General features: G+C 65.5%; 22 protein-coding genes and 1 tRNA gene. 16 read left to right on the forward strand and 7 right to left on the reverse strand.

Annotated elements, in window-relative coordinates; all coding sequences use genetic code 11:
- Positions 1-172 precede the first annotated feature (172 nt).
- From ACZ5AC_RS03135 to ACZ5AC_RS03165, 7 genes are all read left to right on the forward strand, one after another.
- The gene (locus ACZ5AC_RS03135) at positions 173-2,107 is read left to right on the forward strand and encodes a PAS domain-containing protein (RefSeq protein WP_464249506.1); all 1,935 of its coding nucleotides are present in this window, start codon (positions 173-175) and stop codon (positions 2,105-2,107) included.
- Positions 2,108-2,791, forward strand: coding sequence for a sensor histidine kinase (locus ACZ5AC_RS03140; protein ID WP_464249507.1), 684 nt, complete (start codon positions 2,108-2,110; stop codon positions 2,789-2,791).
- On the forward strand, positions 2,773-3,147 hold the full coding sequence (locus tag ACZ5AC_RS03145) for a response regulator (protein ID WP_464249508.1): 375 nt from the start codon (positions 2,773-2,775) through the stop codon (positions 3,145-3,147). Before ACZ5AC_RS03140 ends, ACZ5AC_RS03145 begins: the two co-directional genes overlap by 19 nt.
- 108 nt (positions 3,148-3,255) lie before the next feature.
- Positions 3,256-3,564, forward strand: coding sequence for a hypothetical protein (locus ACZ5AC_RS03150; protein WP_464249509.1), 309 nt, complete (start codon positions 3,256-3,258; stop codon positions 3,562-3,564).
- Positions 3,561-4,988 (forward strand): TolC family protein, encoded by a 1,428-nt coding sequence (locus tag ACZ5AC_RS03155; RefSeq protein WP_464249510.1) that lies wholly within the window; start codon positions 3,561-3,563, stop codon positions 4,986-4,988. The genes ACZ5AC_RS03150 and ACZ5AC_RS03155 overlap by 4 nt, the downstream gene beginning before the upstream one ends.
- A gap of 30 nt (positions 4,989-5,018) precedes the next feature.
- Entirely contained in the window at positions 5,019-6,431 is a 1,413-nt protein-coding gene (locus ACZ5AC_RS03160; RefSeq protein WP_464249511.1) for a multicopper oxidase family protein, read from the forward strand.
- Positions 6,432-6,444: 13 nt separating this feature from the next.
- Positions 6,445-6,783, forward strand: coding sequence for a copper-binding protein (locus ACZ5AC_RS03165; RefSeq protein ID WP_464249512.1), 339 nt, complete (start codon positions 6,445-6,447; stop codon positions 6,781-6,783).
- Positions 6,784-6,805: 22 nt separating this feature from the next.
- Here the strand turns inward: ACZ5AC_RS03165 and ACZ5AC_RS03170 are convergent, their stop codons facing one another.
- The 3 genes from ACZ5AC_RS03170 to ACZ5AC_RS03180 are packed head-to-tail and all read right to left on the reverse strand — an operon-like array spanning position 6,806 to position 11,344.
- The gene (locus ACZ5AC_RS03170) at positions 6,806-7,669 is read right to left on the reverse strand and encodes a ChaN family lipoprotein (protein ID WP_464249513.1); all 864 of its coding nucleotides are present in this window, start codon (positions 7,667-7,669) and stop codon (positions 6,806-6,808) included.
- Positions 7,666-9,831, reverse strand: coding sequence for a M1 family metallopeptidase (locus ACZ5AC_RS03175; RefSeq protein WP_464249514.1), 2,166 nt, complete (start codon positions 9,829-9,831; stop codon positions 7,666-7,668). The genes ACZ5AC_RS03170 and ACZ5AC_RS03175 overlap by 4 nt, the downstream gene beginning before the upstream one ends.
- Positions 9,832-9,865: 34 nt before the next feature.
- Positions 9,866-11,344, reverse strand: coding sequence for a protein adenylyltransferase SelO (locus ACZ5AC_RS03180; protein ID WP_464249515.1), 1,479 nt, complete (start codon positions 11,342-11,344; stop codon positions 9,866-9,868).
- Positions 11,345-11,525: 181 nt separating this feature from the next.
- Here ACZ5AC_RS03180 and ACZ5AC_RS03185 point away from each other — a divergent pair, with 181 nt between their 5' ends.
- The 3 genes from ACZ5AC_RS03185 (at position 11,526) to ACZ5AC_RS03195 (ending at position 15,442) form a co-directional block, all read left to right on the forward strand.
- Positions 11,526-11,807: a hypothetical protein gene (locus ACZ5AC_RS03185; RefSeq protein ID WP_464249516.1), complete on the forward strand. Its 282-nt coding sequence runs from the start codon at positions 11,526-11,528 to the stop codon at positions 11,805-11,807.
- 233 nt (positions 11,808-12,040) lie between these two features.
- Positions 12,041-13,837 (forward strand): diguanylate cyclase, encoded by a 1,797-nt coding sequence (locus tag ACZ5AC_RS03190; RefSeq protein ID WP_464249517.1) that lies wholly within the window; start codon positions 12,041-12,043, stop codon positions 13,835-13,837.
- A 78-nt stretch (positions 13,838-13,915) separates the two neighbouring features.
- Positions 13,916-15,442, forward strand: a complete 1,527-nt coding sequence (locus ACZ5AC_RS03195) for a mercuric reductase (protein WP_464249518.1) — start codon at positions 13,916-13,918, stop codon at positions 15,440-15,442.
- A 251-nt stretch (positions 15,443-15,693) separates the two neighbouring features.
- Here the strand turns inward: ACZ5AC_RS03195 and ACZ5AC_RS03200 are convergent, their stop codons facing one another.
- A complete protein-coding gene (locus ACZ5AC_RS03200) occupies positions 15,694-16,587 on the reverse strand; it encodes a YitT family protein (protein WP_464249519.1) in 894 nt (297 codons plus the stop codon).
- A gap of 480 nt (positions 16,588-17,067) precedes the next feature.
- Here ACZ5AC_RS03200 and yjjJ point away from each other — a divergent pair, with 480 nt between their 5' ends.
- Together yjjJ and ACZ5AC_RS03210 are read left to right on the forward strand one after the other, a co-directional pair.
- Positions 17,068-18,387 carry a type II toxin-antitoxin system HipA family toxin YjjJ gene (yjjJ, locus tag ACZ5AC_RS03205; protein WP_464249520.1) on the forward strand — a complete coding sequence of 440 codons (1,320 nt, stop codon included), beginning with the start codon at positions 17,068-17,070 and terminating at the stop codon, positions 18,385-18,387.
- A gap of 290 nt (positions 18,388-18,677) precedes the next feature.
- The gene (locus tag ACZ5AC_RS03210; RefSeq protein ID WP_464249521.1) at positions 18,678-19,706 is read left to right on the forward strand and encodes a virulence RhuM family protein; all 1,029 of its coding nucleotides are present in this window, start codon (positions 18,678-18,680) and stop codon (positions 19,704-19,706) included.
- 148 nt (positions 19,707-19,854) lie between these two features.
- Here ACZ5AC_RS03210 and ACZ5AC_RS03215 read toward each other — a convergent pair.
- Positions 19,855-19,931 (reverse strand) — tRNA-Arg (locus ACZ5AC_RS03215).
- A gap of 172 nt (positions 19,932-20,103) precedes the next feature.
- Between ACZ5AC_RS03215 and ACZ5AC_RS03220 the strand changes: the two genes are divergently transcribed.
- From ACZ5AC_RS03220 to cmk, 4 genes are all read left to right on the forward strand, one after another.
- Complete coding sequence (locus ACZ5AC_RS03220) at positions 20,104-21,330, forward strand: bifunctional folylpolyglutamate synthase/dihydrofolate synthase (protein WP_464249522.1); 1,227 nt, start codon at positions 20,104-20,106, stop codon at positions 21,328-21,330.
- Between the two features lie 62 nt (positions 21,331-21,392).
- Entirely contained in the window at positions 21,393-22,799 is a 1,407-nt protein-coding gene (selA, locus tag ACZ5AC_RS03225) for an L-seryl-tRNA(Sec) selenium transferase (protein ID WP_464249523.1), read from the forward strand.
- 62 nt (positions 22,800-22,861) lie between these two features.
- Positions 22,862-23,977: a histidinol-phosphate transaminase gene (gene hisC, locus ACZ5AC_RS03230; protein ID WP_464249524.1), complete on the forward strand. Its 1,116-nt coding sequence runs from the start codon at positions 22,862-22,864 to the stop codon at positions 23,975-23,977.
- Entirely contained in the window at positions 23,955-24,620 is a 666-nt protein-coding gene (gene cmk, locus ACZ5AC_RS03235) for a (d)CMP kinase (protein WP_464249525.1), read from the forward strand. The genes hisC and cmk overlap by 23 nt, the downstream gene beginning before the upstream one ends.
- Positions 24,621-25,018: 398 nt before the next feature.
- Here cmk and mazG read toward each other — a convergent pair whose 3' ends face one another.
- Together mazG and ACZ5AC_RS03245 are read right to left on the reverse strand one after the other, a co-directional pair.
- The gene (gene mazG / locus ACZ5AC_RS03240; RefSeq protein WP_464249526.1) at positions 25,019-25,798 is read right to left on the reverse strand and encodes a nucleoside triphosphate pyrophosphohydrolase; all 780 of its coding nucleotides are present in this window, start codon (positions 25,796-25,798) and stop codon (positions 25,019-25,021) included.
- Positions 25,785-26,357, reverse strand: coding sequence for a CvpA family protein (locus ACZ5AC_RS03245; protein ID WP_464249527.1), 573 nt, complete (start codon positions 26,355-26,357; stop codon positions 25,785-25,787). The genes mazG and ACZ5AC_RS03245 overlap by 14 nt, the downstream gene beginning before the upstream one ends.
- Between the last annotated feature and the right edge of the window lie 34 nt (positions 26,358-26,391).

Raw genomic sequence — 26,391 nt, forward strand, 5'->3', positions numbered from 1 at the left:
CCCGCTCCTGATTGCTGAATCGTTGCGCCGCTGCCGGCCGAGAGCTGCGGGATGAGGTTTTTCTCGAAAAGGAAAGATTTTTGGGGTACACGGAAGTCGCCGCTGCGGTGTCCCCCTTGAGTCGAGGACGACCGCGGGCACGACACGCATCACGTCCGGACCGGAGCCATACATGCCTTCTCCTGTTGCGCCGCCTTCCCTGTCCAACCGCCTGTCCCTGTCCCTGGGCATCCTCAGCACGGGCATCGTGCTGGTCGTCACGGCCGTGGTGTTCCTGTTCCTGACCTGGAGGGTCGGGGTACAGATGGAGGAACAGGCCGAGAGCACCATCGATTTTCTGTCCAAGTCCCTTGAGACGCCGTTCTGGGCTCTGGACAAGGACAGCGCCGTGGCCGTGGCCCAGGCCACGGCCATGAACCCCGCCGTGGGGCTGCTCGAACTGCGCGACGGGCGGGGAGAGTCGTGGTTCGCGTACGACGGCGGCGGAAAGCTGTTCATTCTTCGCGAGGTCGACGTGATCTACGAAGGGCAGGTCATCGGCCATGTCCGCCTGGGCCTGGACGAATCGGGCAGGGTCAGGACATTGACGAGCATCGGCCTGGCCGTGGGCGGGATCGCCCTGCTCATCATCGTCGTGCAGTACTTTCTGGCCGCGCGTCTGTTGCGGCGCTATTTCCGCGGACCCTTCGACGCCCTGGACGCGCTGGTCGGCGCCTACGTCAAGGGGGCGTTCGACGTCCCCCCGCCCGATGTGGAGTATGCCGAGTTCATCCCCCTGAGGCGGACCTTTCTGGGCATGGGGCGGACCATCGAGCGGCAGATGAACCAGCTGCGCGAGAGCGAAGAGCGGTACCGGGCCATTTTCGACAACTCCCCGGTAGGCATTTTCCGCACGACCTTCGAAGGGGCCCTGCTGGAGGGGAACCCGGCCCTGGCCCGCATGTTCGGCTACGTCGACCAGTATGAGTTCATGGGTTCGGACAACGCCAATGTCCAGGCCGTCTACGCCGACCCCGCCGCCCGGCTGCATTTTCTGCAGACGGTCCTGCAGTCGGACAGGCCGGTCAGCATCGAGACCGAGTTCGTGCGCAAGGACGGGACCGCCTTCGACGCGGTTTTGACGGCCTCGGTCCAGCGGGACGGCGGCGGGAGCCCCCTGCTGCTCAACGGCGTGGTCGAGGATGTCAGCGCCCGCAAGGAGGCCGAGCGGTCCCTGGCGAGGGAGCGGCAGCTCATGGCCGCCATCTTCGAGAGCGTCCCGGGCCTCTTGTTCCTGTACGACAGTCATGGACGGCTCGTGCGCTGGAACAGGGCCCACGAGGTCATGACGGGGTACTCTTCGGAGGAGATATCGGGCCGCAGCCTGTTCGACTGGTTCGCCGGCCCGGGGGAGAATGTCTCTCGGGTCGTGGATGCGCTGCGCCGCGGGAAAAAGGACGGGGCGGCCACGGTGGAGGCGGAGATGACGGCCAAGGACGGCCGCAGGATACCGATGCTCTTCTCGGGCGTCGGGGTGACGGTGGACGGGGAAGCGTTCCTGACGGGCATCGGCATCGACATCACCGAGCGCAAGGAGGTGGAGGAGCGGCTGCGGCAGTCCGAGGAGAAGTTCTCGCGCCTTTTCCGGTTGTCCCCCGACGCCATCGTGCTCATGGAACTCGAACACGGACGCATCGTCGACGTCAACGAGGCCTTCTCGAGGGTCGCCGGCCATGCCTGGGAGGATGCGGTGGGCAGGACCGCCAGCGACCTGCTGCTCTACGGCAGGCCCGGCGAACGCGAAGCCCTGCGGCAGGCCGTCCTGGAGCGCGATATCGTCGAGAATGTCGACTTCTCCCTGCGCCGCAAGGACGGCAGCGTGGTCCCGTGCGTGTTCTCGGCCCAGAGGGTCCTGCTGGAGGGGCGCGAGTGCGTGCTGTGCGTGCTGCGCGACGTCACGGAACTCAAGCGCATGCAGGACATGATGATCCAGTCCGAGAAGATGATTTCCGTGGGCGGCATCGCCGCAGGCGTGGCGCACGAGATCAACAACCCCCTGGGCATCATCATGGTCACCAGCCAGAACCTCTCGCAGCGCACCAGGCCCGATTTCCCGAAGAACATCTAGGTGGCGCGCGGCATCGGCCTCGACATGAACCTGCTCGACCAGTACATGCGGGCCCGCGGCCTGTACGGGTTCATCGATAACATCCAGCAGGCCGCCCTGCGCGCGGCCGACATCATCCGCCACATGCTCGACTTCAGCCGGCGCAGCGAGTCCAGGCGCAGGGTCTGCGACCTGCGCGACATCATCGAACGCTCCCTTTTCCTGGCCGAAAGCGATTACGACCTGAAGAAGAATTACGATTTCAGGAAGATCCTGATCGTCTGGGAAATCGATGACGGCCCCCATCTGGTCAACTGCACGGAAACCGAGATCGAGCAGGTCTTCCTCAACCTGCTGCGCAACTCGGCCCAGGCCATGGCTTCGGCCAGTCCCGAGATTCCCGACCCGCGCATCTTGATCCGCCTTTCCGGCCGCGACGCCAGGGTCACTGCGCAGGTCGAGGACAACGGGCCGGGGATGCCGCCGGATGTCCAGCGCAGGGCCTTCGAACCCTTCTTCACCACCAAGCCGCCCGGCGTGGGCACGGGGCTCGGCCTGTCCGTGTCCTATTTCATCATCACCCGCAGCCATGACGGCTGCATGAGCCTCGAATCGGCGCCGGGCCGGGGGGCGAAATTCACCATCGACCTTCCCGCCGCCGGGCAAGTGCAGACAAGGGAGGATGCGTGCCCCCACGAGTCATGATCATCGACGACGAGGAGCATATCCGCTCCTCCCTGGTCGGCTTTCTGGAAGATTTCGAGGAATTCGACCTCCGCAGCGCCCATTCGGCCGAAGAGGCCCTGGAACAGCTGCGGCTCGAACCCGCGGACGTCTGCGTCGTGGACATCCGCCTGCCGGCCATGAACGGCGCGGAGTTCATCCGTGCCGCCGCGGAGCAGGGACTCTGCCCCCGATCCATCCTCCACACCGGCTCCACGGATTTCCGCCGCTACATCGACATCGGCGAGCTGGGGCTTTGCGAGGAGGACGTGTTCCAGAAGCCCTGCGACGGCATGGCCATCCTGGAGCGCATCAGGCGGATCGTGCGCACGGGGTGACCCTTTCATCCGCCCACGGGGAAATGTTCCGGCACGGCTTGCAATCTGCGCCCGGAGTCATACTTTCGTATGTAGACGTATCTTCACCGGTTCACAAGGAGGGAACCCATGGCAGTCCACGCACCGTTCATTCTCGTGGCGCTGCTCGCCTTCCCGCTTCAGGTCGGGGCGGCGGGGCAGAGGGATGCGGCGGACACCCCGTCGGCCGAGACCCTGCATTTCGAGTCGGTCTTCGACGGTTATGCGCCTTATGCCCATCAGCCCGTGGCCCCGTGGCGGCAGTCCAACGACAGGGTCGGGGAGATAGGCGGGTGGAGGGCGTACGCCCGCGAGGCGGCCCAGCCGGAGGAAAAGGGGACGGAAGAAAGAGCCGGGCACGGAGCGTCCCACGGGCACGACCACGGAGCGGCGCAATGAACGCGGGCGCCGGGTTGACCAGGGCGTTCGTGGCGCTGCTTCTGGCCGCAAGCCTGGCCGCCTGCGCAACGGTGGATTTCGACAGATCCCTGGAGAGGACAAATGCGCGGGTTTCCGGGTTCACCGACGCCACGGCCGTGCTGGCCAGGGATGCCTCCCAGCGGCAGGCACTCGACGCCAAGGCCTCGGAAATCCTGACGAAGGTCCTGGACAAGGAGCTGGCGGTGCAGCTGGCCATGGTCAACAGCCCGGAGTTCCAGGCGATTCTGGCCAGAAACTGGGAGCGAGCCGCCGAGGCGGCCCAGTCCGGGCGGATCGCCAACCCGGTCTTCACGTTCGAGCGCGTGCATGTGCTCGACGAGGTGGAGTTCGGGCGGCTTCTGACCGTGGGGCTGGTCGATCTGCTGACCTACCCCGTGCGTCAGGGCGTGGCGCGGGCCCGCCTGGCGGCCGAAGAGGAGCGCCTCGGCGGCGACGTGGTGCGCAAGGTCACGGACGTGCGCAAGGCATGGGTCAGGGCCGTGGCGGCGCGGGAGCGCCTGGGCTATGCGCGGCAGGTCTTCGAGGCCGCCGGTGCGGCGGCGGAGCTCGCGCGGCGGATGCAGGCCACGGGAAATTTCAACACGGCGCAGCGGGTGCGGCAACAGGGCTTCTACGCCGACGCGGCCACGCAGCTGGCCCTGGCGCAGCATGAGGCCACTGCGGGCAGGGAGGAACTCGTCCGCCAGCTCGGCCTCTCCCAGGCGCAGGTGCCCCTTCTCGTCCTGCCGGAGCGCCTGCCGGATCTGCCGAACACTCCGTTGCAGCCCGGCGAGGTCGGCTCCGCGGCCCGCTCCGGAAACCTGGACGTGCAGGCGGCGCGGGCCGAGTTCGAGGCCGCGGCCAAAGCCCAGGGCCTGGGCGCCGTGACCAGCCTCGTCGATGTGGAGGGAGGTCTGCGCAGGGACACGGTCTTCGACAACGCCGAAGGTTCCAGGGCCACGGGGCGCGGCTACGAGCTGGACGTGACGCTCCCGGTCTTCGACTGGGGAGGCATGAAGCGCGACGGCATGAACGCCAGGACCCTGGCCGCCGGCAACGAGCTGGAGGCGGCCCTGCGCACGGCGGGTTCGAGGCTCAGGGAGTCCTATTCGGCCTACCGGACCGCCCACGACATCGCCCGGCACTACAGGGAGGAGGTTATCCCCCTGCAGCAGACCCTGTCCGAGGAGAACGTGCTGCGCTACAACGCCATGCTCATCGGCGTCTTCGAACTGCTGGCCGACGCCAGGGCTCAGATCGGCTCCGTCATGGCGGGCATGGACGCCCTGGAGCAGTTCTGGCTCGCGGACGCCGCCCTGCAGGCGGCCATCATGGGCACGGGCGGCGCAGCCGGGCTCCGGGCGCCGGCCGCCGCAGGGGAGTCCGCTGATGTGGCCCACTGATTTTTCGTCAACCGATTTTTGGAGGCTGCCATGACTTCCCGCAGACGCTTCCTTCAGACCGCCGGCGCGGCGGGCGCGGCCCTGGCCGCCTCGGCCGTGTCGCGTGTCGCGCTGGCCGGGCTGCCCGAAGCCGTGTCCCAGGACTCGCCGCAGACCATGCCGCCCCTGCATCCGCCCACGGGCCGCCCCTACAACCCCGTGGTCACGCTGAACGGCTGGACCCTGCCGTGGCGCATGAACCGGGGCGTTAAGGAGTTCCACCTCGTGGCCGAGCCCGTGGTCCGGGAGCTTGCGCCCGGCCTCAAGGCCCACCTGTGGGGGTACAACGGCCAGTCGCCGGGCCCGACCATCGAGGTGGTGGAAGGCGACAGGGTGCGCATCTTCGTGACCAACAGGCTGCCCGAGCACACGAGCATCCATTGGCACGGCCAGCGTCTGCCCAACGGCATGGACGGCGTGGCCGGCCTGAACCAGCCGGCCATCCCCGCGGGCAAGACCTACGTCTACGAGTTCGAGGCCCGGCGCCCCGGCACGTTCATGTACCATCCCCACGCCGACGAGATGACCCAGATGGCCATGGGCATGATGGGTTTCTGGGTGACGCACCCCAAGGGCGCCCACCCCCTCATCGCGGAGGTGGACCGCGACTTCGTCTTCATCCTGAACGCCTACGACATCGATCCCGGCAGCTATACGCCCAAGATCATGACCATGCTCGACTTCAACCTGTGGAGCTGGAACAGCCGCGTCTTCCCGGGCATCGATTCCCTGAACGTGCGCCGCAACGACCGGGTGCGCATCCGCATTGGCAATCTGACCATGACCAACCACCCCATCCATCTCCACGGCCACGAGTTCACGGTCACGGGCACCGACGGCGGGCCCGTGCCGAAAAGCGCGCGTTGGCCGGAGGTGACCACGGACGTGGCCGTGGGGCAGATGCGCCAGATCGAGTTCCTGGCCGACGAGGAGGGCGACTGGGCCTTCCACTGCCACAAGAGCCACCATACCATGAACGCCATGGGCCACGACGTCCCGACCATGATCGGCGTGGACCACTCGGGCCTGGCCCGCCGGATCACGAACCTCGTTCCGGACTACATGGTCATGGGCGAGCGCGGCATGGCCGACATGACGGAGATGCAGATGCCCCTGCCGGACAACTCCATCCCCATGATGACGGGCAGGGGGCCCTTCGGCAGCGTGGAGATGGGTGGCATGTTCAGTATTCTCAAGGTGCGCCGCGACCAGAAGAGGGGCGATTACTCGGACCCGGGCTGGTACCGGCAGCCCGCCGGGACGCGGGCCTACGAGTTTTCAGGCGCCCTCGGCGAGCCTGCGCGCGACTTTTCGGCAGGCAACCCGTCCATGCCCAGGATGCTGCAGGAAGGCGGGGAAATCGAACTGAAGGTGCGCAAACCTTCGAGTCACAGGCATGAATAGGAGGAGGTCTTCCATGAAGGCACGAATCGTTATGATACTGTTCACGGTGTTCGTATTTGCGCAGGTTGCGCCGGCGGCCTTTGCCCCGCCTGCCGCCGAGGCTTCGGTCATCGTGGCTGCCGCGGAAAGCGACATGACCGAGGGCGAGGTCCGGAAGGTCGACGCCGGACAGGGCAAGATCACCATCCGGCACGGCGAGATCAGGAACCTGCAGATGCCGCCCATGACCATGGTCTTCAAGGTCAGGGACCCGGCCATGCTGGACGCGGTCAAGAAGGGCGACCGTATCCTGTTCAGGGCGCTGCAGGAGAACGGCGACCTCGTGATCACGGAGATGAGGCCTGCGCCGTGACGGGAAATGCCGGGGCGGTCCGCTACATCCCCGGCAGCAGGTAGTCGGCGTCCGCCGGGGTGACCTCGGCGCTTTTCCCCTGGGCCCCGATCTCGGGAAGGATGGAGACCGTTACCGCCTGCGGGGCCAGGCGGCGGATCTGGTCCGGCATGGCGGGCTTCCAGGCGTGGACCGAGCCGGTCATGACGACCATGGTCGTGCCGGGGTGGGGCCGCAGAAAGTCCAGGGCGTGGGCGGCCATGCCCGCGTCCCAGACGAGCTGTGCCTCGCAGAACCGCTCGAAAGCCCCCTGGTGCCCGTCGGAGCCCGTGAAGCCCCGCAAAAACGCCTCGTAGTCGGGGTCCACGCTGCAGGCGATGGGCGGCAGCAAGCCGATCTCCTCGGGCGTCAGGGCCGCGAAGCCCTGCCGCGCCACCTTGCGCGTGATCTCCCGCGGCACGTTCAGTCCGGCCATGGGGATGCCCCGGTCCCGGCAGTACAGGAACACATCCCGGTAGGCCGGCCATTCCACCCCCCAGTTGCGCAGGAACGCCTCCCGCATCTCCTCTTCGGACATGCCTCCCGCAATCCAGCGGTCCAGGACGGGCTGCTCGCGGCGCTGAAACATCTCAAGGCCCACGCAGACCGCGTCCCCCGCTTCGTGCAGGCCCCGGATGACGGCCAGCTGGGCGGCGTGATGCCGCGTGTCGCCGTGGGATTCGCCCACCAGGACCAGATCGGCCCCGGCCAGAACGGGCAGGGCGTCGGCCAGGGCGATCTGGCGCGATGTCCGCAGGTCAAGGAGCTGAGCCGGGGCGTCGGCGCAGGGGGGGAGGCTGCCGAGGGCCAGGGCGGCCAGGATCAGGACTGGCAGGACGATTCCCGGCAACGGGGAACGTGTGGTCATGGCGCGAACTCCGCGATGAGAGGTGAACGGGTGACGGGCCAAGCGCCGCGCAGCCGGTTCCGGCCGCGCTCGAAGCCCAGGTAGCTTTCCTTGCCGTAATGGGTGATGCGTCGCGCCGCGTCGATGACGGCCTCCTCGCCCATGCCGTCGCGGACATGGAAGAGCGCGGTGACGTTTCCTCCGTCCCCGGCGCCGGGCAGGGCGACGAAGATCGCGTCGAGGGCGTCGGCTTCGGGTCGCACGCCCGGGTCGAACCATCTCCCGTCGGGCGTGAGGCCGTAGCTCGCGGGCGGGACGAGCAGCCGTTGCAGGGCGGGGCTGCGCGGATATCCGAAGAAGAGGATGTTGCCGGCGGGGACGGCCGCCGCCTCCCGTTCGCTCAGAATGTCTGCCTCCGTCTGGTCCAGGCTGGCCAGGAACCCCTCCACGGTGCCGCGCGACACGGCGCGCATGCCGTCGCCGATCACGACCGTGATGCGGTCGGCGCCCTTGACGGAGTTGACGGTGGGCGGGATCTCCTCCGGGGCCAGCAGCCGGAAGACGTGACTGTCCGGATCCGCCACGAGCCGAAGGGGCTTGTGCGGCGTGGTCATGGACACGACGGCCTCGGGACCGTCGAGATGGACCAGCGTCTCGAGGCCGCCGGCTTCCGTCTCCAGGCGCACCGGGACGCGCAGGTCGAAGGGGCGGCCCTTCTGCCGGAGCACGGCGCGCACCTCCCACCCCTCCGACCTCGGGACACTCTCGGCATGCTCCAGGGCGAGCTCCGGCGCTCCCGGTTCGAGGACCCATTGCCGCAGGAAATTTTCGCGCTCCCGGGCGTCCCATCCCGGACCCTCGAAGGCGGCGAACAAGTCGCGCCAGGACGCCTCCCGGAACAGCCACTGCCGGTAGAAGCGGCGCAGGCCCTCCTGGAAGCGCTCGTCGCCCAGTCGCCCGCGGATCATGTGCGCCAGGAACATGGCCTTGCCGTAGCCCACGGCCTGGGTCGCCGGGTCGACGCGGGAGATGAACCGGGCCAGGGGAAGGTCCCGCTGTCCCGCGGCGAGTTGGGCGTAGTCCCGCAGGGCGCGCAGGCGGTATTCCCTGGCTGTGTCGGGCGAAATTTCCTCCTGGGCGAGGTGATCCGCGACATAGGTCGTCAGCCCCTCGCTCCAGTTGCCGAGCGTGTAGTCGACCAGCACCCCGTTGCCCCACCAGCAGTGGGCCACTTCGTGTCGCAGGCTGGTCTCCGGGATGAAGGGCAGGCGCAGGACCGTCGAGCCCAGCAGGGTATAGGAGGGCATGCCGTAGCCGGTGGGGAAAAAGTTCTCGACCACGGCGAAGTGCTCGAAGGGGTAGGGGCCGTGCAGGCGTTCGTAGGTGGCCAGATGCCTGGCCGAGGCTTCGAGGTAGGTCCGGCCCAGGTCGGCGTTGCCGGGAAAGAGGTATGTCAGGACCGGCGCCGTGCCCGTCTCCAGGCGGTCCGTGACGTACGGCCCGGCCGACAGGGGCAGGCCGCGGTCCGTCGGCCGGGTCTCCCAGCGCGAGACGGTGCGTCCGCTGACGTCGTCGTGGCCGAGCAGGCGGCCGGAGGTCACGGCGAGAAAGCCCTGCGGTGCCTCGACCTCCAGGCGGACCACGGTCGCCCGGTCCGGCAGGACGGGGTGCCAGCCGCTGCCGCCCTGCAGGAACACGCCGCGCGCGGTGATGCTCGCCGCGACTCCGGAGCCGGGGTTGTCCGACCCGAACTGCGGGGTGGGCACGGGTTTGGGGAAATGGCCTCCGTATTCGATGGACAGGCGCGCAGGCGCCGCGTGGGGCAAACCGGCCGCAAGGGGAACCAGTCTGCCGCCTTCGAAGGTGAACCGCGCCTCCTGCCCGTCGAGGCGAACGGATCGCACCGACATGCGCGGGTGCAGCAGGATTCTCGGAATACCGGACGTCTGCAGGTCGATCACGCTTCGCGCCGCGATCCGTCCGCTGTCCGGATCCAGCACGACGCGCAGTTCGTGCACCGTTCCCGCCGGTTCCGACGCATGGGCCTCCGGGGCCGCGCCGCGCGCCGCCAGAAGGAGCGAAAGGGCCAGGGCCGCGGCCGCAAGGATTCTGACGGGTCGCCCGCCGACTCCCGCGATGCGAACCGGCCCGGGCATTGCCGTCGGCGTTCTCGTCTCGGTCATGTCCGTTCTCCATGGCGGGGCGCCGGGCGCGGCGTCATGTTCCGCAAAATGTTCTGTATTCCGTGTTCGGCCTCGCGGGAGGTTCGGCGTAGGCGGCGTGGGCCGGGATGTCCTCGTAGGGTTTCTCCAGGGCCCGCAGGAGCCTTGTCAGGACCGATGCGTCCCCTTTTCCCGCCGCCTCCAGGGCCTCCTCCACGCGGTGGTTGCGCGGGATGACGGCCGGGTTGTGGGCGCGCATGAGCCGTTTGGCCTCGTGCAGGGGTTCGCGCTGCAGCTTCAGGCGCGCCCGCCATCTGTCGTGCCAGACCTTGAAGCCTTCGCCAAGGAAGAAGGGGGCGTCGGGCAAGGGGTCGCGGCAGAGGTCGCGCAGGGTGCGGGTGTAGTCCGCCCCTTCCTCGCGCATGAGCGAGAGCAGCGCCTGGGCCAGGTCGGCGTCGCCGTCCTCGTCGCCGAAGAGGCCCAGCTTGGCGCGCATCCCCGCGACCCAGAAATCGCGGAACACGGCCGGGAAGGTTTCGAGCACCGCCGTGGCCATCTCCACGGCCTGGTCCTCGCTGTCGTGCAGCAGCGGCAGCAGCGTCTCGGCGAAGCGCGTCAGATTCCACTGGGCGATGGACGGCTGGTTGCCGTAGGCGTAGCGCCCCCCGTGGTCGATGGAGCTGAAGACCGTGGCCGGGTCGTAGGCGTCCATGAAGGCGCAGGGGCCGAAGTCGATGCTTTCGCCGCACAGGGACATGTTGTCGGTGTTCATGACCCCGTGGATGAACCCGACGTGCAGCCACCGGGCCACAAGGGAGGCCTGGCGGGCCAGGACCGAGGCCAGGAGGGCCAGGATGGGGTTTTCGGTCTCGCGCAGCTCCGGGAAATGCCGGTCGATGGTGTACTTGGCCAGTGTGCGAAGGTCTTCGCGGTTGCCCTGCGATGCGGCGTACTCGAAAGTGCCGACCCGGATGTGGCTGGCCGCCACGCGGGTCAGGATGGCGCCGGCCAGCCGGGTCTCGCGGTAGACGTGTTCGCCCGTGGCGACCACGGCCAGGCTGCGCGTGGTGGGGATGCCCAGGGCGTGCATGGCCTCGCTGACGATGTACTCCCGAAGCATGGGCCCCAGGGCCGCGCGCCCGTCGCCGCGGCGCGAGAACCTGGTCCGGCCCGAGCCCTTGAGCTGGATGTCGAAACGCTCCCCTCCGGGCGTGACGTGCTCGCCCAGCAGGATGGCGCGCCCGTCGCCGAGCATGGTGAAATGCCCGAACTGGTGCCCGGCGTAGGCCTGGGCGATGGGCTGGGCGCCTGCGGGCACGCGGTTGCCCGCGAGGACGGCCGCCCCCACGGCGCTGTCCAGGGCCTCGGTGTCGAGTCCCAGGGAGTCTGAGAGCGCGCGGTTGAGGACGATCAGGCGCGGGGCGGCCACGGGGACGGGATGGATCCGCTCGAAGAAATGTCCCGGCAGGCTCGCGTAGGTGTTGTCGAAGTTGAAGCCCAGGCCGGCCGGGGTGGGGGAGGTCGTGGCGCTCATAGGGTTTCCTTATTTTTGAGAATGATTACTGATTTTTTGTCGATCGCGCAATTGCGGGCGGGAAAAAAATCCGTCGCGAGCGTGGCGATCGCTTTTGAGCTTTGTCATTTTGCCGTTGTTCTGGCAGACAGATATGCAGAGTGGACATTTTGTCGAGTGAACGGGAACCCTGGAGGCGACCATGAACATCAAGGCCAGTCAGCTGATTGAGAAGATCCGGGAGATTCACCCGGAGATTGAGAAGAACGGCGTGCAGGTCACCTGCTATTTCGAGGACAAGACGGATTCCTGGGTGGTGGGCCTGAGTTTCGAGGACCATGAACTGGAGACCCGTCTGGACAAGGCGGACGCCGAGGACTGCCTGGGCGGACGAAAGTGCGTGCATCTGGGCGTGCAGATCGGGCGTTTCGTGGAGAACTACTGCCTGCGCGATGACGTCTGCCCCACCGGCGTCAGGAAGTGAGGTCCGGCAGCAAGAACTCTCGGGCAGGCTAAGTGGCTGGGAATTTTCCATCCTTGCGTATGTTCCATTACCGGGTCTGGTCTGTTGCTTTCCCCTGGCCGTGATGTTGTAATGCAACATTCTTGAGCAGGGCCTGTCATCCTTCCCGCATGATCGGGGGATGGGAGCCGTCCCCTGTCCAATCTTCACGCGTACCGCAGAATCCGGCCGACCCGGATCGCCATGGAGAGCGCATGCTGCCGCGCAAGCAGTCCCCCCTATCCGATCTGATCCGCTGCCGGAAAACGCTGGCTTGGCTGCTGGCCATAGCGTTCTCCGCGGCCTGCGCGGATTACGCCATGAGCCGCCTGCTCGCACGGCAGTTCCGTCAGGACCAGGAAGTCTCCGTCACCCTGGAACTCGGGGCCTTTCGGGCCAGGCTGGAGGAGCGGATCAACACGAACCTCTACCTGGTTCACGGCATGGCGGCGAACATCGCCGTGCGGCCGGGCATGTCCGCCAGGGAGTTCGACGACCTGGCCCGCGCCCTCATGAGCACGAGCAATTCCCTGCGGAACATCGCCGCCGCGCCGGATTTCATCATCCGCTTCATGTACCCCCTGGAAGACAACGAAAAGGCCCTGGGGCTCGATTACCGTACCGTCCCGGACCAGTGGGACAAGGCCCTGGCCGCCAAGGAAAGCGGCCGGATGGCCGTGGCCGGTCCGCTGAATCTCGTGCAGGGCGGCGTGGGCCTGGTCGCCCGGGTCCCGGTCTTCCGGCAAGGCGGCGGGGACTTCTGGGGGCTGGTCTCGGCGGTCATAGATCTCGATACGCTGCTGGAGCTTGCCGGGGAGGGCGATCTGGCCGCAAGGCTGGACATGGCCATGCGGGGCCGGGACGGCATGGGCCTGCAGGGAGAGGTTTTTCGCGGCAGGGATGCGCTCTTCGGCGCGGACGCTCAGGCCGTGACCATGACCGTGTCCCTGCCGTCGGGGTCGTGGGCCATGGCGGCGGTGCCCCACGGCGGGTGGGCCACGGCTTCCCCATATGCCTGGGCGGTCCATGGGGCCGTGCTCCTGCTGGCCTTTGCCGGCGGCTTCGCCAGAATCCAGAGCAGCTGCAACCGGCTTTCCCTGGCCGAAAGCGAGAGCCGCATGCGGGCCATGAGCCAGGCCAGCCACGACGCCCTGGTCATGATCGACGCCGCCGACCGCGTCACTTTCTGGAATCCGGCGGCCGAGGCCATGTTCGGCTATTCCGAGGCCGAGATGCTCGGCCGGAGCATGCACGACGTCATCGTCAAACCCGTTCAGGTCGAAACGGCGAAACATGCCATGGCGCGATTCGCGAAGAACGGCAGCGGGCCGGTCGTCGGGCGCGTCATGGAAATGGAGGGCGTGCGGAAGTCCGGCGAGATTTTCCCGGTGGAGAGATCGGTGGCCGCCGTCCAGTTGCGCGGGAAGTGGTTTGCCGTGGGGAGCATGCGCGACATCTCGGCGCGCAAGCTGGCCGAGCGGCGGCTGAACGAACTGGCCACGCTGGACGAGCTCACGGGCCTGGCAAACCGCCGCCATTTCATGGCGCTGGCCGAGGCGCAGCTCCGGCAGGCCATCCGTTACCGCCAGGACTTCTGCTTCCTGATGTTCGACCTCGATCACTTCAAGACCATCAACGACACTTTCGGGCACGACATCGGCGACGAGGTGCTGCGCCGCGTGGGGCACGTCTTGCGGCAGGTCATGCGCGGCACGGACATTTTCGGCCGCGTGGGCGGCGAGGAGTTCGCGGTGGCCATGCCCGAGACGAACCTTGCCGCAGCCCGCACCGTGGCCGAGAGGCTGCGCGAGAAATTCACGGAGGTGACGGTCGACGCCTGGGGCAAGACCGTCGGCTTCACCGTGAGCATCGGCATCGCGCATCTGCAATCGCCGGAGACGGTGCTCTCCCAGCTCATGAAAAGGGCTGACCTGGCCTTGTACGAGGCCAAGCGGGGAGGCCGCAACCGGGTCGTCAGCGACGGGGAAATCGATGGGGCGGACTCCGCCTGATCCGTCCCAAGCCGTTCGCTCACCCCAGCCCGACTGGTCCGTCCAGCACCCAGAATCATGAAATCCAAAGGAGCCGCCATGCTTGAGACCGCGCACCGCAATGCGACCTTGGAGCCCCGGGACGAGCACAACCAAAGGCTTTTGTCCCTGGTCCGCCCCCATGACTGGACCAACCCCGCGCCCAAGCCCCGCTACAACCTCGTGGTCGTCGGGGCGGGCACGGCGGGACTGGTCTGCGCGGCCGGTGCGGCCGGGCTCGGAGCCAGGGTGGCCCTGGTGGAGCGGGACTTTCTCGGCGGCGACTGCCTGAATTTCGGCTGCGTGCCGTCCAAGGCCCTGCTCGCCGCCGCGCGTGCCGTCGCCGCCGTGCGCAGAGCCGGTGAGTTCGGCGTGCGCGTGCCCGGGGAGGTGGACGTCGATTTCGGGAAGGTCATGGAGCGCATGCGCCGGTTGCGGGCAGAGATCGCACCCAACGATTCGGCCCGGCGCTTCCGTGACCTGGGCGTGGACGTGTTCCTGGGGCAGGGCCGCTTCCTGGATGCGCACACGATGGAGGTGGGCGGGGCTCGCCTGTCCTTCGCCAAGGCCGTCATCGCCACGGGGGCGCGCGCCGCGGCACCGGCCATGGAGGGCATGAACGGCCTGCCGTATCTGACCAACGAGACGGTCTTTTCCCTTACCGGGCTTCCCCGCCGGCTGGCCGTCATCGGCGCCGGCCCCATCGGCTGCGAACTGGCCCAGGCCTTCGCCCGCTTCGGCTTCGAGGTGCTCCTGTTCGAGTCCGCGCGCGGCGTCCTGCCCAGGGAGGACCGCGAGGCGGCCGCGCTCGTGCGCGAGGCGCTGCTGAAGGACGGGGTGAGGATTCTGGGCTGCGGCAAGAACCTGAAGGCCTCGGCCGCCCAGGGCGGTGGGATCAGGCTGCAGTCCGCGGGCGAGGGCTGCGACGTGGTCGTGGACGAGGTGCTGGCGGCCGCCGGGCGAAGGCCCAACGTCGAGGGGCTGGGCCTGGAAGAGGCGGGAGTGGAGTACTCGGACAAGGGCGTCCGGGTGGATGACCACCTGCGCACCACCAACCCCGACATCTTCGCCGCCGGCGACGTCTGCTCGCCCTACCAGTTCACCCACGCCGCGGACTTCATGGCCCGCACCGTCCTGCGCAACGCCCTGTTCAAGGGTCGGGCCCGGGCCAGCGCCCTGACCATCCCCTGGTGCACCTACACGGAGCCGGAGCTGGCCCGTGTTGGGCTGACCGAGGCGCAGGCCCGGGAAAAGGGCATCGCCGTCGAGACCTTCACCCGGGAGTTGGCCCACGTCGACCGCTCCATCCTCGAAGGCCGCACCGACGGTTTCGTGCGCATCCACGTGCGCAAGGGCACGGACAGGATCGTCGGCGCGACCGTCGTGGCCGAGAACGCCGGCGACCTGATCGGGGAAATCTCCCTGGCCATGACCAATGGGATCGGCCTGGGCCGCATCGCAAACACCATCCACCCCTATCCCACCCGCGCCGAGGCCATCCGCCAGACGGGCGACGCGTACAACAGAGGCCGGCTGACGCCGCTGGTCAGGTGGCTGTTCGGCAAATGGCTGTCCTGGAGCCTGTGAGGGCGAAGGCGCTTTTCCCGTAGACAATTCTTCCCATTGCAGCGCTTGGTCCCGGCTGGTCGGTCCACGTGGGGAATCCCGACGATGGCGCGAAAAGAGCTTGGGTTGGGAGTTCTTCCGTAGCGTCCTTTTCCGGTGCTCCGCCGCACCCTGTCGTGGTGCGCCGGGGTGGCCGCATGCCCGGAGGGCGTCTGCCGACCGGTCGGAGGGCTCGCGGCATGTGGTGGTCCCTGGCTGCCGGCCCGGCAGGTTCAGTAAATCTTGCGCTTGGAGAAGCTCGATCCCAGCACGGTGAAGGTGTTTTCGACGATGAACAGGGCGTGGGGATCGTGGGTGAAGGTGATTTGTTCGAGCTTCTTGAGCTGGATGTTGTTGATCACGGTCATGAGGACGTTTTTCTCTCGCTTGGTGAAGGCGCCCATGCCCCGCAGGAACGTGGCGCTCTGCTTCATGGAGTCCAGGATGGTCTGGGCGATGGCCTCGGAATGGTCGGAAACGATGAACACCACCTTGCGCTGGGAGAACAGGGACAGCGTGTGTTCGACCATGACCGAGGAAATGAAGACCATGATCAGCGAGACGATGACCTGGTCGATGGGCATGATGGCCAGGCAGAAGAGATACAGGGCCGCGTTGAAGGCGAAATAGACCTTGCCGACGCCGATGTTGAAATTCTGGAAGAGCCAGACCGCGATGATGTCGAGTCCGCCGCCCGAACCCAGGGAGCGTAGGATGATCCCGCCCCCGAGACCGTTGAGCACGCCGCAGGCCACGGCTGCGTGGAGTTGTTCGCGGATGTCCAGGGTCGCGTCGATCAGTTCGTAACTGACGGACGTCGCCACCATGGCGTAGAGGCTGTAGAGAACGAAGCGCGGGCTCAGCTTGGTCCAGCCCAGGGCAAAGGCGGGCAGGTTCAGCAGGAAGAAGAATATGCCCGGCGAAAGCCAGCCCGTGGTATAGTAGATGATCGAACCCACGCCAAAGAACCCGCCGGGTATGAAGTGCTGCGGCAGGGCTACGGCTTTCATGGCGAAGGCGTAGAGGATGGCGCCGCTGGTGATCAGCAGCAGATTCCAGCGGACGGAGTAGGTGAGATCGAATCGGGTGCGCTTCGTTGCCTCAGTCGATGTCTGTAAACCGAACATTCCTGCTCTCCGGATCGCCCGTGGCCTGGATGTCGGGCATGAAGCCTGCCAGGGCGGAGGTCTGCCGGGAAGGAACCGCGGCCATGTCGTGGCGCGGGCGAGGGTGAAGGCTGTGCGGAGGCCATTCCGTGTTCCGAGTGCGGCGCGGGCTGGCCCATTCGTTGTCCCGTCCGTGTTCAGCTCCCCCTGGAGGGGACGGGCACCTTTTCCCGGTCATTGAAAGCCTACAGGTAGCCCACACACAGGCGCACTGTCGAGCGCAGGCCGTCCGGGCTTCGATGTGACGCGAGGTGACAGGGTTATGACCGGGTTTCTTGCCGTGATTGACAGGGAACATGGTAGGTTTTATTTTACAGAGAAATCTAGTCAATATTTTATTCAATTTATACTGTATATATATGATTAATAATCATATAATTATCAAATTGCTATTCATAATTCTAGGCAACTCTAATTTAAATCCGAGTCGAAGGTGAGACTGTGGCACTGTCGCTGACGGAATTTCTTGAACACGGGCCGGCCACGTCCAGGGAGATCCAGGATGCGACCGGGTTGTCGCAGGCTGCCGTGTCGAGGCAACTGCGGAAACTGGGGCATCGCGTCGTGGCAATCAGGAGCGGCAGGACTCCGCGATACGTCCTGACGCGAAACGCCTTCGGCGCTGGTGACCGGCTGCCTGTGGCCGTGGTCGATGCGCACGGGGACGCGGCGGTCGTCGCTCATATCCGTCCCCTGGTGACAGGAGGGTTCCATGTCGAGCCCTCGCCGGGGATGCCTTCGCTGCTTTTGGGTGAACGGGGTGACGGGTCGTATGATGATCTGCCGTATTTTCTGCAGGATCTGGGGCCCCAGGGATTTCTCGGAAGGCAGATCGCCAGGGAGATGAGCGGTCGTTTCCCGGAATTTCCGGACGATCCAAAATGGTGGACGACAAATCATATAGGAAGGTACCTGATATCCAATGGGGACGATCTGCCCGGCAACTTCACGTTGGGGGAGCAGGCGCTGCTTCGCGTGCGCCGCAGACCTGACGCAGTCGATGACGCGGAGTATCCTCTCCTGGCTGACAGGGTCATGCAAGGCGAGGTGCCGGGATCGTCGGCCGGGGGGGAGCAGCCCAAATTCACCGCGTTCAGCGGAAAGAGCATGTCGCATGTCATCGTCAAGTTTTCGCCTCCCGGCAACAGCGAGATATCGAGACGGTGGCGTGACGTGCTCATTACGGAATATCATGCCGCTGTGATAGTGCGTGAGCACGGTTTTCAGGTTGCGGAAACGAGATTGCTTGAGACGGGCGGGCGGCTGTTTTTGGAGTCGCGACGGTTCGATCGGACTGGCGAATACGGCCGGATGTCGATGATCTCCCTTGCGGCCGTCGATGCGGAGTTCGTCGGGTCTGGCTCAAGCTGGCCGCGCGCGCTCAAGGCGCTGGCCGGGAGAGGGCTGATCGCCCCGGAGCATGTTGTTGCTGCCGAGTCGCTATGGTGTTTCGGGAAATTCATTCACAACACGGACATGCACTTGGGAAATCTGAGCCTGGCCATGGACGGGGACGTGTTCAGGCTGTTGCCCGTGTACGACATGTGTTCCATGGGCCTCGCCCCGCGAAGCGGCGGGGAAGTGCGGCCATATGCCTTTGCGCCGCGTCATCCGGAGCGAATTGTCATCGATGACGAAACATACGGTGCCGTCCGGCGAATGGCCGCCGGTTTCTGGGACAGCGTTGCCCGGGATGGCAGGATATCCAGCGAATTTCAGGAATTCTTGCGCCAGGGCAACCCTGTGGACATGATGGAGTGATCCGGGAATGCGGGCCATCCGGACCTGCAATGCGACGCATCGTGGCAAGGTCGGAGCCTCAGGTGTGACAGTCGCTCGGCACGGGCTGTTCGGGAGACTTTTCGGCTTTCTTACTGCTTGCCCGTATTGTCCTTGTTGGGATTGCCGGATAGATAATACCAAATTTGGACATCGATCTCCCCTAAGTCGACAACAACCCGAAAAATCTCACGCGCGTCAACGAGGCATTAAAGTGCTTACCTGGCTGGCGAAAATGAATTCAAACGCCTCATGTTCGATATGGAGGATGCATGAAGGCTCGTAAAAATGTATCACAGACCACCCCTCGCATTCGGAACAGCACCGCGGAATTTCTGATTTTTACGGGCCAGAGCGGGGATACCTCCATCGAAGCCCGCTACGAGGATGGCACCATCTGGCTGACTCAGAAGCTTATGGCCTCGTTGTTCGACGTGGATGTCCGCACAATCAGTGAGCATTTACAGCAAATTTTTAAAAGTTCAGAATTACAGGAAGATGCAGTTGTCCGGAAATTCCGGAATACTGCCTCGGACGGCAAAAACTATCTGACACAGTTCTACAATCTCGATGCTATCATATCCGTGGGCTACCGAGTCAATTCCGTACGGGCCACGCAGTTCAGGCAGTGGGCCACCAGCATTCTCCGGGACTATGCCATCAAAGGGTATGTGCTTGACAGAAAGCGCATGGAGAACGGTGTATTCTTGGGTGAGGACTATTTTGAGCGCTTACTCGAAGAAATTCGGGAAATCCGGCTCAGCGAGCGTCGCTTTTACCAGAAGATCACGGATATTTATTCCACCAGTGTGGACTACAATAAAAACGCTCCCACGACTCGTGACTTCTTCGCCAAGGTCCAAAACAAGCTTCATTTTGCCATTCATGGGCATACAGCCGCCGAACTAATCATGGAACGCGCTGACTATTCCAAAGATCATATGGGACTGGTGACATGGGAGAAAGCCCCCGATGGCAAGATTCTGAAAAGTGATGCCTGTGTGGCTAAAAACTATCTGGCTAAGGATGAACTGGAAGCCCTAGGGCGTATTGTCAACGCCTATTTAGATTTGGCTGAGGAACGCGCCCGAAGAAAAATACCCATGACCATGGAAGATTGGGCTAAGCGTTTAGATATGTTTTTAGAGTTCGATGATCGGACTGTGTTGAAGGATAAAGGAAAAATTTCTGCAATCGCCGCCCAGGAGCACGCAGAAAGCGAGTTTGAAAAATATCGAGTTGTCCAAGATAGGTTGTATGAAAGTGATTTTGATCGCGTGTTGAAAGAATTGGAAAGTTGAGTGCGCTCAAAGTGGGAAGGGGATGGAAACGCCGAAAAGGCTACAACAGATGGTATTCGTGACGCGCGTTGCCATTATTAGGAGGGGGAAAGCTTGCGACAAAAAAGAAGGGGATTGAGTTTTTACATCCAACCCCTTGATTTTGTTGTGGCGCGCCAGGGAGGACTCGAACCCCCGACCGATTGCTTAGAAGGCAATTGCTCTATCCGCCTGAGCTACTGGCGCACGTGAGAGGAAAACTGGGTATTGATTGCGGCTCTGAAAGTCAAGCGGAGGCTTGAGGGATTTCAGTTGCCGCCGGGTGGGGAACCTTTTATGAAAGCTGCCCGGGCGGGGATTTCCGGCGGGCTGCGGGCCGCCGGAGCGTTTTTTTCACTGTTGTAGCCTGCGAGCGGTCATGAAGTTCGTTTCTTTTGCCGGGTTCGAGGAGTATCTCGACGGACTGGGGCTTTTTTCCATGCAACTGGGGCTGTCGCGCATGCACGAGGCTCTCGGGCGGCTCGGCCTCGGGCGGCCCGGGAGGCTGGTCGCCCATGTGGTCGGGACCAACGGCAAGGGGTCCACGTCCGGGTTTCTGGAAGCCCTGGCGCGCGGGCACGGGTTGTCGACGGGGCTGTACATCTCCCCGCATCTGGTCGGGGTGCGCGAGCGCATCCGCGTCCGGGGAAGCATGCTGCCCGAGGAGCGCTGGCTCCAGGAGGCAAATGCGGTCATGGATGCCTGCGCGGACGTGGGGCTGACCTATTTCGAGCTGCTGACGGTCATGGCCCTGCGCATTTTCGGCCGCGAAGGGCTCGACCTGGCGGTGCTTGAGGCCGGGCTCGGCGGCACCCATGACGCGACCTGCGCCGCGGACGCCGATCTGGCCGTCATGACGCCGGTGGGCATGGACCACGAACATGTCCTGGGGCCGGCCCTGGCCGACATCGCCCGCGACAAGGCCGGAGCTCTGGGGCGCTGCCCGGCGGTGACGGGCCCGCAGGAGCCGGAGGTCATGGAAATCTACCGTGCGGCGGGAGCGGGGCGTGATTTCCTGTGTCTGGACGATTGCCGCATCGCAGGCGGGTTCCGCATCCCCACTGAATCCGGGCCTGTCCTGCTGACCCCGGACCTGCTGCCCGGCCACCCGCCGTATCAACTCGGCAACGCCGCCCTGGCCCTGCTGGCCTGGAGCCGCCTGGCGCGTAGCGGAGGCTGGCAATTTGACGCGGGTCTGTGTACACAAGTCCTTGGCAGGACGCGTTTTTCCGGGCGATTCCGCCGTCACGGCAACATCCTCGTGGACGGCGCCCACAACCCCATGGGTCTGGCCGCCCTGTGCGACGCTCTGGAAGGGGCGGGGGAGCGTTTCGGGCGCCTCGTGTTCCAGTCCATGCGCGACAAGACCCTGGAACCGGCCATTCTCGCCAGGCTGCGGGGCCTCGCGGACGAGATCGTCGTCCCGAAGCTCGCCCTGGAGCGGGCCTGCGACCCCGAAGGCCTGGCCGCGCTCCTCGGGCCCCGGGCGCGGGTCGCGCCGGACCTGGGCGCGGCGTTGCAGGGGGAGATGAAGACCCTCGTGTGTGGTTCCCTCTACCTTGTCGGCGCGTACTACGAACTTCACCCGGAACATCTTGAACCCTAGCTGACCGATGAAAAATTCGAAGTTTACAGGCCGTTGAAAAACGGTCTCCCAAGGAGATCCCGGTGTCATCACTCTTTCGGCACATCCCGTCGGTGGACCGCTTTCTGCACGAACTGGAGCAGGACCAGAGCCTGGCCGGTCTGCCGCGCCCGCTCCTCAAGGATCTCGTGGGCGAATTTCTGGACCTCTGCCGCGAGGAGATCCGCTCCGGCGCCATCACCGCCGAATCCGACCTGACGCTGCCTGCCCTGTGCTCCAGGGCCCGTGCCTACGCGCGCTTCGCCTCGCGGCCGCATTTCCGGCGCGTCCTCAATGCCACGGGCGTGGTCATCCACACCAACCTCGGCCGCTCCATCCTGGCCGAGGAGGCCGTGCAGGCCGTGACCCTGGGCTGCCGCCACTATTCCAACCTGGAGCTGGCCCTGGAAACGGGACAGCGCGGCAGCCGCTATTCCCACGTCGAGAAATTGCTCTGCCGCCTGACCGGGGCCGAGGCCGGGCTGGTGGTCAACAACAACGCCGCGGCCGTGCTGCTGGTCCTGGACACCCTGGCCAAGGGGCGCGAGGTCGTGGTCTCGCGCGGGCAGCTCGTGGAAATCGGCGGGTCCTTTCGCATCCCCGAGGTCATGCGGAAGAGCGGGGCGGTGCTGCGCGAGGTGGGGGCCACCAACCGCACCCACCTGCGCGACTACGAGGAGGCCATCGGCGACGAAACGGCCATGCTCATGAAGGTCCACACCTCCAACTACCGCATCATCGGCTTCCACAAGGAGGTGGACGCGGCCGATCTGGCGGCCCTGGGCCGCGAGCGCGGCCTGCCGGTCTTCGAGGACCTGGGCAGCGGCAACCTCTTCGATTTTTCGCCCTACGGCTTCAAGCCCGAGCCCACCGTGCAGCAGGTATTGAAGAGCGGGGTGGACGTGGTCTCCTTCAGCGGCGACAAGCTCCTGGGCGGACCCCAGGCCGGCATCATCGTCGGCCGCAAGGAGTTCATCGACCGCATCAAGAAGAACCAGCTCAACCGCGCCCTGCGCATCGACAAGATGACCCTGGCCGCCCTGGAGGCCACCCTTCGCCTCTACCTCGACCCGGAGCTGGCGCGGCGCAGGGTGCCGACCCTGGCCATGATCACGGCCGGCCGGGACGAGCTGCTCGGACGGGCCCGGCGTCTGCGGCGCAGGATGTCCAAAGAATTGGCCGGGCTGGCGACGGTTGGGGTGAAACCCGGATTTTCGCGCGTGGGCGGCGGCTCCTTCCCTGAGCAGGACCTGCCCACCAGCCTGGTGACGGTTGCGCCCGCCGCCATGGACGTGGAGGCCCTGCGCCAGGGGCTTCTGGCCACGGACATCCCGGTCATCGGCCGGGTGGAGGACGGGCGCTTCTGTCTCGACCCGCGGACCCTCATGGAAGAAGAGTTCCCGCTGGCGGCCGCCGCCGTACGCTCGGTGCTGGCCGCAGATGCGGACTGAAGAATGGCAGGATACGTGACACTGCGCGCCGCATGTCCCATGCGGCGCATCAAGGAGAATACATGACCAAGGTTCCTGTGCGGCCGGAGATGGAGGGCTTCAAGCCCTACTCGCCGGGCCTGAGCATCGACGAGATCAAGAAACGCTACGGGCTGTCGCGGGTCATCAAGATGGCCAGCAACGAGAACCCGCTGGGCACGTCGCCCGTGGTCCAGGCGCGCCTGGCCTCGGCCGCGCCCCTGGCCTTCCGCTACGCCCAGGCCGGTTCCCCGGCCCTGAGCGAGGCCCTCGGCGCGCACCTGGGCGTGCCCGCGTCCTGCGTGGTGGCCGGCAACGGCTCCGACGAGATCATCGACCTGCTGCTGCGCGTGGTGGCCCGGCCGGGCATCGACAACGTCGTCGCCTTCAGGCCGTGCTTCAGCATCTACGACGTGCAGTCGCGGCTGTGCGGCCTCGAGTTCCGCCAGGCCGACCTGAACGCCGACTTTTCCTTTCCCTTCGACGCGCTTGTGTCCCTGACGGACGAGAACACGGCCCTGGTCTTCGTGACCAACCCCGACAACCCTTCGGGATACGCCTGCAGGGCCGACGAACTGGTCGCCCTGGCGGCCAAGCTGCCCCCGCGGGCGCTGCTGGTCGTGGACGAGGCCTACGTCGATTTCGCCGAGCCCCTGGACGAGTTCACCATGCTGCCGCACTTCGGCAAGATCCCGAACCTCGTCATCCTGCGCACCTTCTCCAAGATGTACGGGCTGGCGGGGCTGCGCCTGGGCTACGGCGTCATGCCCGAATGGCTGGCGGACCTGCTGCTGCGGGTCAAGCTGCCCTTCAGCGTGAATATCCTGGCCGAGCAGGCGGGGCTGGCGGCACTGCAGGACGATATTTTCCTGTCCGAGACCTTGCGCGTGGTGCGAGAAGGGCGGGAGTTGCTGACGCGGGAGCTGACGGCCATGGGCTGCACGGTCCGGCCGTCCCAGGCCAACTTCCTGATGTTCGACCCGCCCATGGACGCGCGGGCCCTGTTCGAGGGGCTGCTGCAGCGCGGGGTCATCATCCGGCCTTTGGCAAGCTACGGCATGCCCGGGAAGCTTCGGGTCAGCATCGGCAACGAGGATGAGAACCGTGAATTTCTGGTCAAAACAGCGGAGGTGCTGCGTGATAACCATCGTCACTCTTGACGGGCCGGCCGGGGTCGGCAAGACCACGCTGGCCACACGGCTGGCCGATCTCCTGGGCATCGCCTACCTGGACACGGGCGCCATGTTCCGTTCCGTGGCCTTCGCCTTCGGGGATGGCGCCTGGGAGCTGCCCGTGGACCAGCTCGTGCCGGAGCTCAATCGTCTGGATTTCGATCTGGAGGGGGTAGGGAAGAATTCGGAGCTGCTGCTGAACGGCTACCCGCTTTCGCCGCAGATCCGCAGCGAGGAGGTGGGGCTGTGGGCCTCGCACCTCGGCCGCATCCCCGTGGTGCGCGACTTCCTGCGCCGCAACCAGCAGGCCATCGGACGCATGACGTCATTGGTGGCCGAGGGTCGCGACATGGGCAGCGTGGTCTTCCCCGAGGCCAGGCACAAGTTCTTCCTGGACGCGTCCATCGACGTGCGCGCCAAGCGCCGCTACTCTCAGCTCAAGGCCATGGGCATGGAGGAGGACCTGGAGCGCATCCGCGCCCAGATCCGCATCCGCGACGACCAGGACCGCAACCGCGTGGTGGCCCCCCTGAAGCCTGCCCCGGACGCCGTGATGGTCGACACCAGCGCCCTCGATGTGGACCGGGTGCTGGAGAAGCTCGTGGAGCACATCAAGGAAAAGGGTTTGTAGAAGGTCATCGGCCGGGATTGTGTCGTGGCGTGATGCGGTCGGACGAGCAGGTGGAGGGCCGCGTTGCATGCGTTTCGCATCGCCGCGGAGTCATCCCCGCGAAGGCGGGGATCCATCTTCGGGTATGCGGCATCCGCCTGGAAAGGTATGGATTCCCGCCTGCGCGGGAATGACGTGATGGTGGTGCGGAAGTCGGGGATGTGGTCGGGTGCAGTGCTGTCATCTGCATCGACCCATCCGGATTCGCGAAGTCCCGGTCGGAGATGGATGGTGTGAAAGCGTCAGGAGACCGCTGAGGATCGATTGTGGCAAGGCGTGAGCCGATTTTGAAGGGCGAAAGTGCAGCCGTCTGCATGAGCCCTTCACAATCGGTGAGCAACGCAGTCCACAATCGAGCCTCAGCGGTCTGCCTTTATTTCGTCCCAGAGCTTGTCCATCTCGGCCAGACTCATCCGGTCCAGCTCCAGACCGCGTTCGACGGCCAGCTTTTCCATGGCCTCGAAGCGGCGCAGGAACTTGGCGTTGGCCACGGACAGGGCCGAGTTGGCCTTGATGCCGCGTCGCCGACCGTATTCCACCAGCGAAAAGAGATAGTCCCCGAACTCCTCCTCCCTGGCCGCGGCGTCGTCGCCGGACAGGGCGGCCTGCAGCTCGGTCCATTCCTCGGACAGCTTGGCTTCCTGGTCCGCGTCCGTGGGCCAGGTGAAACCGGCGCGGGCGGCCTTGGAGTTGATGCGGTAGGCGCGCAAGAGCGGCGGCAGGCTGGACGGCAGGGAGGCGAAGACGCCCGGGTCCTTGTCCTTCTCGGCCTTCTCCTGCTTCTTGATCTTTTCCCAGTTGATGACGACCTCGGCCACGTCGGCGGCCTTGTCGCCGTAGACGTGCGGGTGGCGGCGGATCATCTTGGCCACGTTGCCGGCCAGGGCGGACTGGAGGAAATCCGGGATTTCCCGGTCCATGCAGCGGCCGACGAAGAGCAGCAGGAAGAGGACGTCGCCCAGTTCCTCGGCGATCTCGGCCGGGTCGTTCTGGCGGATGGCCTCCACCAGTTCGAAGCACTCCTCCACGAGGTAGTCGCACATGCTCTGGGGGGTCTGCTCCTTGTCCCAGGGGCAGCCGTTCGGTCCGGTCAGGGTGTCGATGACCTCGACGATGCGGTCGAAATTATGTTTTTGCACCTGTGTTTCCCTTGATATCCTTCAGTTTTTCCTTGACGTTCCGTTCCCATTCCAGCTGCAGTTCCCGGCTCTTGAGCAGGAACTGGTCGCGCATGTCCTTGGGGAGCGTCTCGGCCAGCATGGTGTTGAACATGTTCACGTAAGGCACCAGTTGCGACTCCGTCAGGATCGTGGCCTTGGACGGCAGGAAGGCCGTCAGGGCCAGGACGATGATGCTGCACAAGAGCGCCCCCTTGAAGAAGCCCAGGAGACCGCCGCCGATGCTGTCCAGCCAGCCGAGCATGATGAGCTTCAGAATCTTGCGGATCAGGGCGGCCGTCAGGAAGACCACGGCCACGGTGCCCAGGAAGATGCCGAGGTAGGCCGCCAGGTTGGCCAGGCCGGGGCCTCCCAGGGGCTTTTCGAGCAGGGGCGCGAGTTCGCCGTGGAAGACGTTGGCCAGGACGAAGCCCAGGATCAGGCCCAGGATGGAGGCCACCTCCTTGACCAGGCCGCGGAAGATGCCGCGCAGGCCCAGAAAGCCCAGGATGACGCAGAAGACGATGTCGAGTGTGTTCATGTCCGCCCCTTTGCTGTGTTGGGGTCGGCTACCA

The organism is Desulfomicrobium aestuarii (assembly GCF_055385525.1).

Excerpts from the sequence above, each read along its gene's own strand:
- ACZ5AC_RS03135 (WP_464249506.1), top strand. The coding sequence starts at position 173 with ATGCCTTCTCCTGTTGCGCCGCCTTCCCTGTCCAACCGCCTGTCCCTG.
- ACZ5AC_RS03150 (WP_464249509.1), top strand. The coding sequence starts at position 3,256 with ATGGCAGTCCACGCACCGTTCATTCTCGTGGCGCTGCTCGCCTTCCCG.
- ACZ5AC_RS03155 (WP_464249510.1), top strand. The coding sequence starts at position 3,561 with ATGAACGCGGGCGCCGGGTTGACCAGGGCGTTCGTGGCGCTGCTTCTG.
- ACZ5AC_RS03160 (WP_464249511.1), top strand. The coding sequence starts at position 5,019 with ATGACTTCCCGCAGACGCTTCCTTCAGACCGCCGGCGCGGCGGGCGCG.
- ACZ5AC_RS03165 (WP_464249512.1), top strand. The coding sequence starts at position 6,445 with ATGAAGGCACGAATCGTTATGATACTGTTCACGGTGTTCGTATTTGCG.
- ACZ5AC_RS03170 (WP_464249513.1), bottom strand. The coding sequence starts at position 7,669 with ATGACCACACGTTCCCCGTTGCCGGGAATCGTCCTGCCAGTCCTGATC.
- ACZ5AC_RS03175 (WP_464249514.1), bottom strand. The coding sequence starts at position 9,831 with ATGACCGAGACGAGAACGCCGACGGCAATGCCCGGGCCGGTTCGCATC.
- ACZ5AC_RS03180 (WP_464249515.1), bottom strand. The coding sequence starts at position 11,344 with ATGAGCGCCACGACCTCCCCCACCCCGGCCGGCCTGGGCTTCAACTTC.
- ACZ5AC_RS03185 (WP_464249516.1), top strand. The coding sequence starts at position 11,526 with ATGAACATCAAGGCCAGTCAGCTGATTGAGAAGATCCGGGAGATTCAC.
- ACZ5AC_RS03190 (WP_464249517.1), top strand. The coding sequence starts at position 12,041 with ATGCTGCCGCGCAAGCAGTCCCCCCTATCCGATCTGATCCGCTGCCGG.
- ACZ5AC_RS03195 (WP_464249518.1), top strand. The coding sequence starts at position 13,916 with ATGCTTGAGACCGCGCACCGCAATGCGACCTTGGAGCCCCGGGACGAG.
- ACZ5AC_RS03200 (WP_464249519.1), bottom strand. The coding sequence starts at position 16,587 with ATGTTCGGTTTACAGACATCGACTGAGGCAACGAAGCGCACCCGATTC.
- ACZ5AC_RS03210 (WP_464249521.1), top strand. The coding sequence starts at position 18,678 with ATGAAGGCTCGTAAAAATGTATCACAGACCACCCCTCGCATTCGGAAC.
- ACZ5AC_RS03220 (WP_464249522.1), top strand. The coding sequence starts at position 20,104 with ATGAAGTTCGTTTCTTTTGCCGGGTTCGAGGAGTATCTCGACGGACTG.
- hisC (WP_464249524.1), top strand. The coding sequence starts at position 22,862 with ATGACCAAGGTTCCTGTGCGGCCGGAGATGGAGGGCTTCAAGCCCTAC.
- ACZ5AC_RS03245 (WP_464249527.1), bottom strand. The coding sequence starts at position 26,357 with ATGAACACACTCGACATCGTCTTCTGCGTCATCCTGGGCTTTCTGGGC.